Source organism: Streptomyces durocortorensis, assembly GCF_016901035.1.
Classification (GTDB): Bacteria; Actinomycetota; Actinomycetes; order Streptomycetales; family Streptomycetaceae; genus Streptomyces; species Streptomyces durocortorensis.
In genome coordinates this window covers 5136-9758 of sequence record NZ_JAFEUF010000060.1, presented here as the reverse complement: position 1 = coordinate 9758, position 4623 = coordinate 5136, and the positions used below count along the sequence as shown (strand labels likewise).

Genomic DNA, 4623 nt, shown 5'->3' with positions numbered 1-4623 from the left:
GGGGGGGGCCGTCCGCCCGGTTTGGGGGGGGGGGGGGGGGGCCGGTCTGCCTGTGTGGTTTTGGGGGGGGGGGCGCGGGGGGGGGCCCCCCCCCCCACTTCTCACTCCCGCGCGGGGTTGCGGGGGTTGGGCGCGGGCTCGCGCTCAACCCCCGTAACTCTGCTCAGACTTCCTTGATCTGGCCGTCCGCCACTTCGATGCGGCGCGTGGTGCGGACCGCCTCCAGCATCCGCCGGTCGTGGGTGACCAGGAGCAGGGTGCCCGTGTACGTCTCCAGGGCCGCCTCCAACTGCTCGATGGCGGGCAGGTCCAGGTGGTTCGTCGGCTCGTCGAGCACCAGGAGGTTGACGCCCCGGCCCTGGAGCAGGGCGAGGGCGGCGCGGGTGCGCTCCCCGGGGGAGAGGCTGGTCGCGGGACGCATCACATGGTCGGCGCGCAGGCCGAACTTGGCGAGCAGCGTGCGGACTTCGGCCGGTTCCGTGTCGGGCACGGCCGCGCAGAACGCGTCCAGCAGCGACTGTGCCCCGAGGAACAGCTTGCGGGCCTGGTCCACCTCGCCGACAACGACACCCGAACCGAGCGTGGCGTTCCCGGAGTCCAGCGGCAGCCGCTCCAACAGGGCGGCCAGCAGAGTGGACTTGCCCGCGCCGTTGGCCCCGGTGATGGCGACCCGGTCCGCCCAGTCGATCTGGAGCGAGGCGGGGCCGAAGGTGAAGTCACCGCGCGCGACACGGGCTTCGCGCAGGGTGGCGACGACGGATCCGGAGCGCGGGGCGGAGGCGATCTCCATCCGCAGCTCCCACTCCTTGCGCGGTTCCTCGACGACGTCGAGACGTTCGATCATGCGCTGGGTCTGGCGGGCCTTCGCCGCCTGCTTCTCGCTGGCCTCGCTGCGGGCGTTGCGGCCGAGCTTGTCGCCGTCGGTGGCCTTGCGGCGGGCGTTCTTGACGCCCTTGTCCATCCAGGAGCGCTGCATATGGCCGCGCGCTTCGAGGGACGCCTTCTTGTCGGCGTACTCCTCGTACCCCTCGCGGGCGTGCCGGCGGGCGGTCTCCCGCTCCTCCAGGTAGGCCGCGTAGCCACCGCCGTACAGGTTGATCTGCTGCTGGGCGAGGTCGAGCTCCAGCACCCTGGTGACCGTACGCATCAGGAACTCGCGGTCGTGGCTGATGACGACGGTGCCCGCGCGAAGGCCGGAGACGAAGCGCTCCAAGCGGTCGAGACCGTCGAGATCGAGGTCATTGGTGGGCTCGTCGAGCAGGAAGACGTCGTAGCGGGAGAGGAGGAGGGATGCGAGTCCCGCGCGGGCCGCCTGTCCGCCGGAGAGCGCGGTCATGGGCCGGTCGAGGCCCACGGTCAGACCCAGCTCGGCGGCGACCTGCTCGGCCCGCTCCTCCAGGTCCGCACCGCCGAGGGCAAGCCAGCGCTCCAGTGACTCGGAGTACGCGTCGTCCGCGCCGGGCGCTCCCGCGACCAGGGCCTCGGTCGCCTCGTCCATCGCGCGCTGGGCGTCGGCGACGCCGGTGCGGCGGGCCAGGAACGCGGCCACGGTCTCGCCGTCGCGGCGCTCGGGCTCCTGCGGGAGGTGGCCGACGGTGGCGGTGGGCGGGGAGAGCCGCAGCTCGCCCTCCTCCGGGCGGTCGAGGCCGGCGAGCAGGCGGAGCAGGGAGGACTTGCCCGCGCCGTTGACTCCGACGAGACCGATCACGTCGCCGGGGGCGACGACGAGGTCGAGCCCGGCGAAGAGCGTGCGGTCGCCGTGTCCGGCGGCGAGGTCCTTGGCGACGAGAGTGGCAGTCATCAGGGTGACGATCCTAGTCGCCGGTGCCGGGTGCCCTTGCCGGGCGATGCCCGTCGGCCGACGCCCACGGCGGCCCGGCCGCCCGGCCCGGTGGGTACGTCCCACCGGGGCCGGGAGGCGGGACGGTCAGCTGAAGCCGTTGAGCGTGATCAGCGCCTCCTGCGGGTTGCCGTCGTGGACGAGCGACTCGTGGGCGCCCACGTCGTCGAAGGCGAAGCCGTACGCCTTGCCGTCGACCATCTGCGCGTGGATGAGGCGGGAGTAGTGGTTGGTCACGGAGTCCTTGTAGAAGTTGGCCGCGTTGTTGTCGGGGTGGTTCGTGCCGTTCAGCAGGGTGGAGCGGTTGAAGCCCGCGCACAGCGTGCGGGAGATCGGGCCGCGCACCAGGTCGTTGGGCGCGTCCAGGTGCTTGTAGCAGCCGAAGACACTGTCCGAGTCCGGCTTCTGGAACGAGGTCACGACGGCGCCCGAGCCGTTGGTGAAGTTCATGACGTTGCCGGAGACCCGGCCGTAGTACTTGGTGTTCGGCTCGTGCGCGAACGGTGTCACCGTCAGCACGGAGCTGCCGTAGCGGCTCCAGACCCGGTTGATGTAGTCGTTCATGGTCCCGGACGGCAGGCTGCCGTTCCCGACGCCGTGCCCCGGGGACAGGGCGCGCAGCACCGTTCCGTCGGACCGGGTCTGGATGAGGCCGGACCAGCCGCCGGACTGGTTCCTGAGGTTGTTGAACACCGCGTTGTAGCCGCCCGGCTTCAGCTTGCCCGTGCTCTTGACGGCCCCGCCCTGCGCCCTGACGCCGACGGAGTAGGGGGCGGAGAACATGTCGACCTGGGTGCTGTTGATCCACAGGCCCGCGTCGTTGAGCGTGTACTCGGTCCAGTTGAACAGGATGTTCCTGTTCGGGTCGCTCGGGTTCTGCACGGCGGGCTGCACGAGACCGCCGGTGGTGACCTTGAAGACGAGCTTCTGACCGTACGAGAAGTAGACGCGGCCGGAGAACTTCGGCATCCGGATCGTCACCGACTGGCCGTTCCGCGGCCCGGCGATCGACGCGTCCGGGGCCGGGGTGGGCGGGTTGCCGCCGGCCGGCCAGGGGTGGAAGGTGCCGTTCGCGTCCGCCCAGCCCTGGCGGCCGGTGGAGAGCTCCGTTCCGAGGTTGTAGACGTAGATCTGGTCGGCGCGTCCCGAGTCGTTCTTGATGGTCAGCGGGATGGTGGCGGGTACCGCCGCCTCGGCCGGCGTCTGGCCGAGTCCGGTGGTCAGACCCAGGGCGAGGGCCAGGGTGGCGGTCATCGCACCGAGACTTCTTCGTAAAGCGGGCATGCTCGTTCTCCTCATCGGGCGGATGCGTGGGTGGAACGCGGGGGGCACATCACCTGAGCGTGAGAGCGCTCTCAGAATCCTGCCGGGGGCGACCGCTGTCAACGAACCTGTCTCAACTTGTTGAACCTGCGGAGCGTTGCCCCTTGCGGCGCGTGCTGTGTCCGGAGACCTGGTCCGGGGATTCCGGTTGCTCTGGCCCCGGGATTCCGGTTTCGGTTAGCGTCCGGGCAGCGAGGACCGAGGGATGGGAGTGGCCGTGGTGGCGGATGTGATCGTGGTGGGCGGCGGAGTCGTCGGTCTCACCACCGCCGTGACGCTGGCGGAGCGCGGGGCGCGGGTGCGGGTCTGGTCGCGCGATCCGGCCGGGGCCACCACGACGGCGGTGGCGGGGGCCCTGTGGTGGCCGTACCGGATCGAGCCGGCCGAGCGGGTGGTCGGCTGGTCGCTGGAGACGCTGGCGGTGTACGAGGAGCTGGCCGGTGCCCCGGAGGAGACCGGCGTACGGCGGGTGGCGGGGCTGCACGGCGGGGAGCGGTTCGCGGCGCTGGGCGACTGGGCGGCCGGGCTGAAGGACGCCGTGGAGGTGCCGGAAGGGCTGCGGGTGACGCTGCCGCTGCTGGACATGCCGGTCCATCTGGAGTGGCTGGAGCGGCGGCTCGTGGCGGCGGGCGGTGCGGTGGAGCGACGGGCCGTGACGGGGTTCGGCGAGGCGGCGGCGGTGAGCCCGGTGGTGGTGAACTGCACGGGGCTCGGGGCGCGCGAGCTGGTGCCCGACGCCGGGGTGCGGCCGGTGCGGGGGCAGTTGGTCGCGGTGGAGAACCCGGGGATCGAGGAGTGGTACACGGAGGCGGATCCGGCGTCGGCCGCGACGACGTACTTCTTCCCGCAGCCGGGGCGGCTGGTGCTGGGCGGCACGGCGGAGGCGGACGACCCGCGCACGGAGCCCGACCCGGACACGGCCCGGGAGATCGTGGCGCGGTGCGCGCGCATCCGGCCGGAGATCGCCGGCGCCCGAGTGCTCGGGCACCGGGTGGGGCTGCGCCCGGCGCGGGATGCGGGGGTCCGGATCGAGGCGGAGGCCCTGCCGGGCGGCGGCCTGCTGGTGCACAACTACGGGCACGGCGGCGCGGGCGTGACGGTGGCCTGGGGCTGTGCACGCGCGGCGGCGGCGTTGGTGGGGTGACGGGGGCGCGGGCCCGGCCCTGGGGCCGCCGTCGGGGCCGGATTCCGCGGCCGGGCCCGGGGCAGGCCCGGCCCACCGGGGTACGAGCACAGCAGGAACCGAGCCTGAGCCGGGCCGGACGCGGGCACGCCCAGCCGGTGTACGGGCCCGGCGGACACCACCAGCCCGGCCGGTGCGCGGCCCCGCCCCGACCGGCCTCGGCACGTACACACCGGAGCGGGGGGGCCGCGGGGGCGGGGGGGGCCGGGGGGGGGGTGGGGGGGGGGGGGGGGGTTGGGGGGGGGGGGGGGCGGGGGACGCTGGGCGGCGAGGCCGC

Annotated in this window: 3 protein-coding genes; 1 reads left to right on the top strand and 2 read right to left on the bottom strand. The window is 73.3% G+C overall.

All coding sequences use genetic code 11. The features are described 5' to 3' along the window. Nucleotides 1-163 precede the first annotated feature (163 nt). The gene (locus tag JS521_RS14380) at nucleotides 164-1801 is read right to left on the bottom strand and encodes an ABC-F family ATP-binding cassette domain-containing protein (RefSeq protein ID WP_205083370.1); all 1638 of its coding nucleotides are present in this window, start codon (nucleotides 1799-1801) and stop codon (nucleotides 164-166) included. Between the two features lie 126 nt (nucleotides 1802-1927). Continuing rightward, nucleotides 1928-3124 carry a glycoside hydrolase family 64 protein gene (locus tag JS521_RS14375; protein ID WP_205083369.1) on the bottom strand — a complete coding sequence of 399 codons (1197 nt, stop codon included), beginning with the start codon at nucleotides 3122-3124 and terminating at the stop codon, nucleotides 1928-1930. A 250-nt stretch (nucleotides 3125-3374) separates the two neighbouring features. Between JS521_RS14375 and JS521_RS14370 the strand changes: the two genes are divergently transcribed. Continuing rightward, the gene (locus JS521_RS14370) at nucleotides 3375-4307 is read left to right on the top strand and encodes an FAD-dependent oxidoreductase (protein ID WP_205083389.1); all 933 of its coding nucleotides are present in this window, start codon (nucleotides 3375-3377) and stop codon (nucleotides 4305-4307) included. Nucleotides 4308-4623 lie beyond the last annotated feature (316 nt).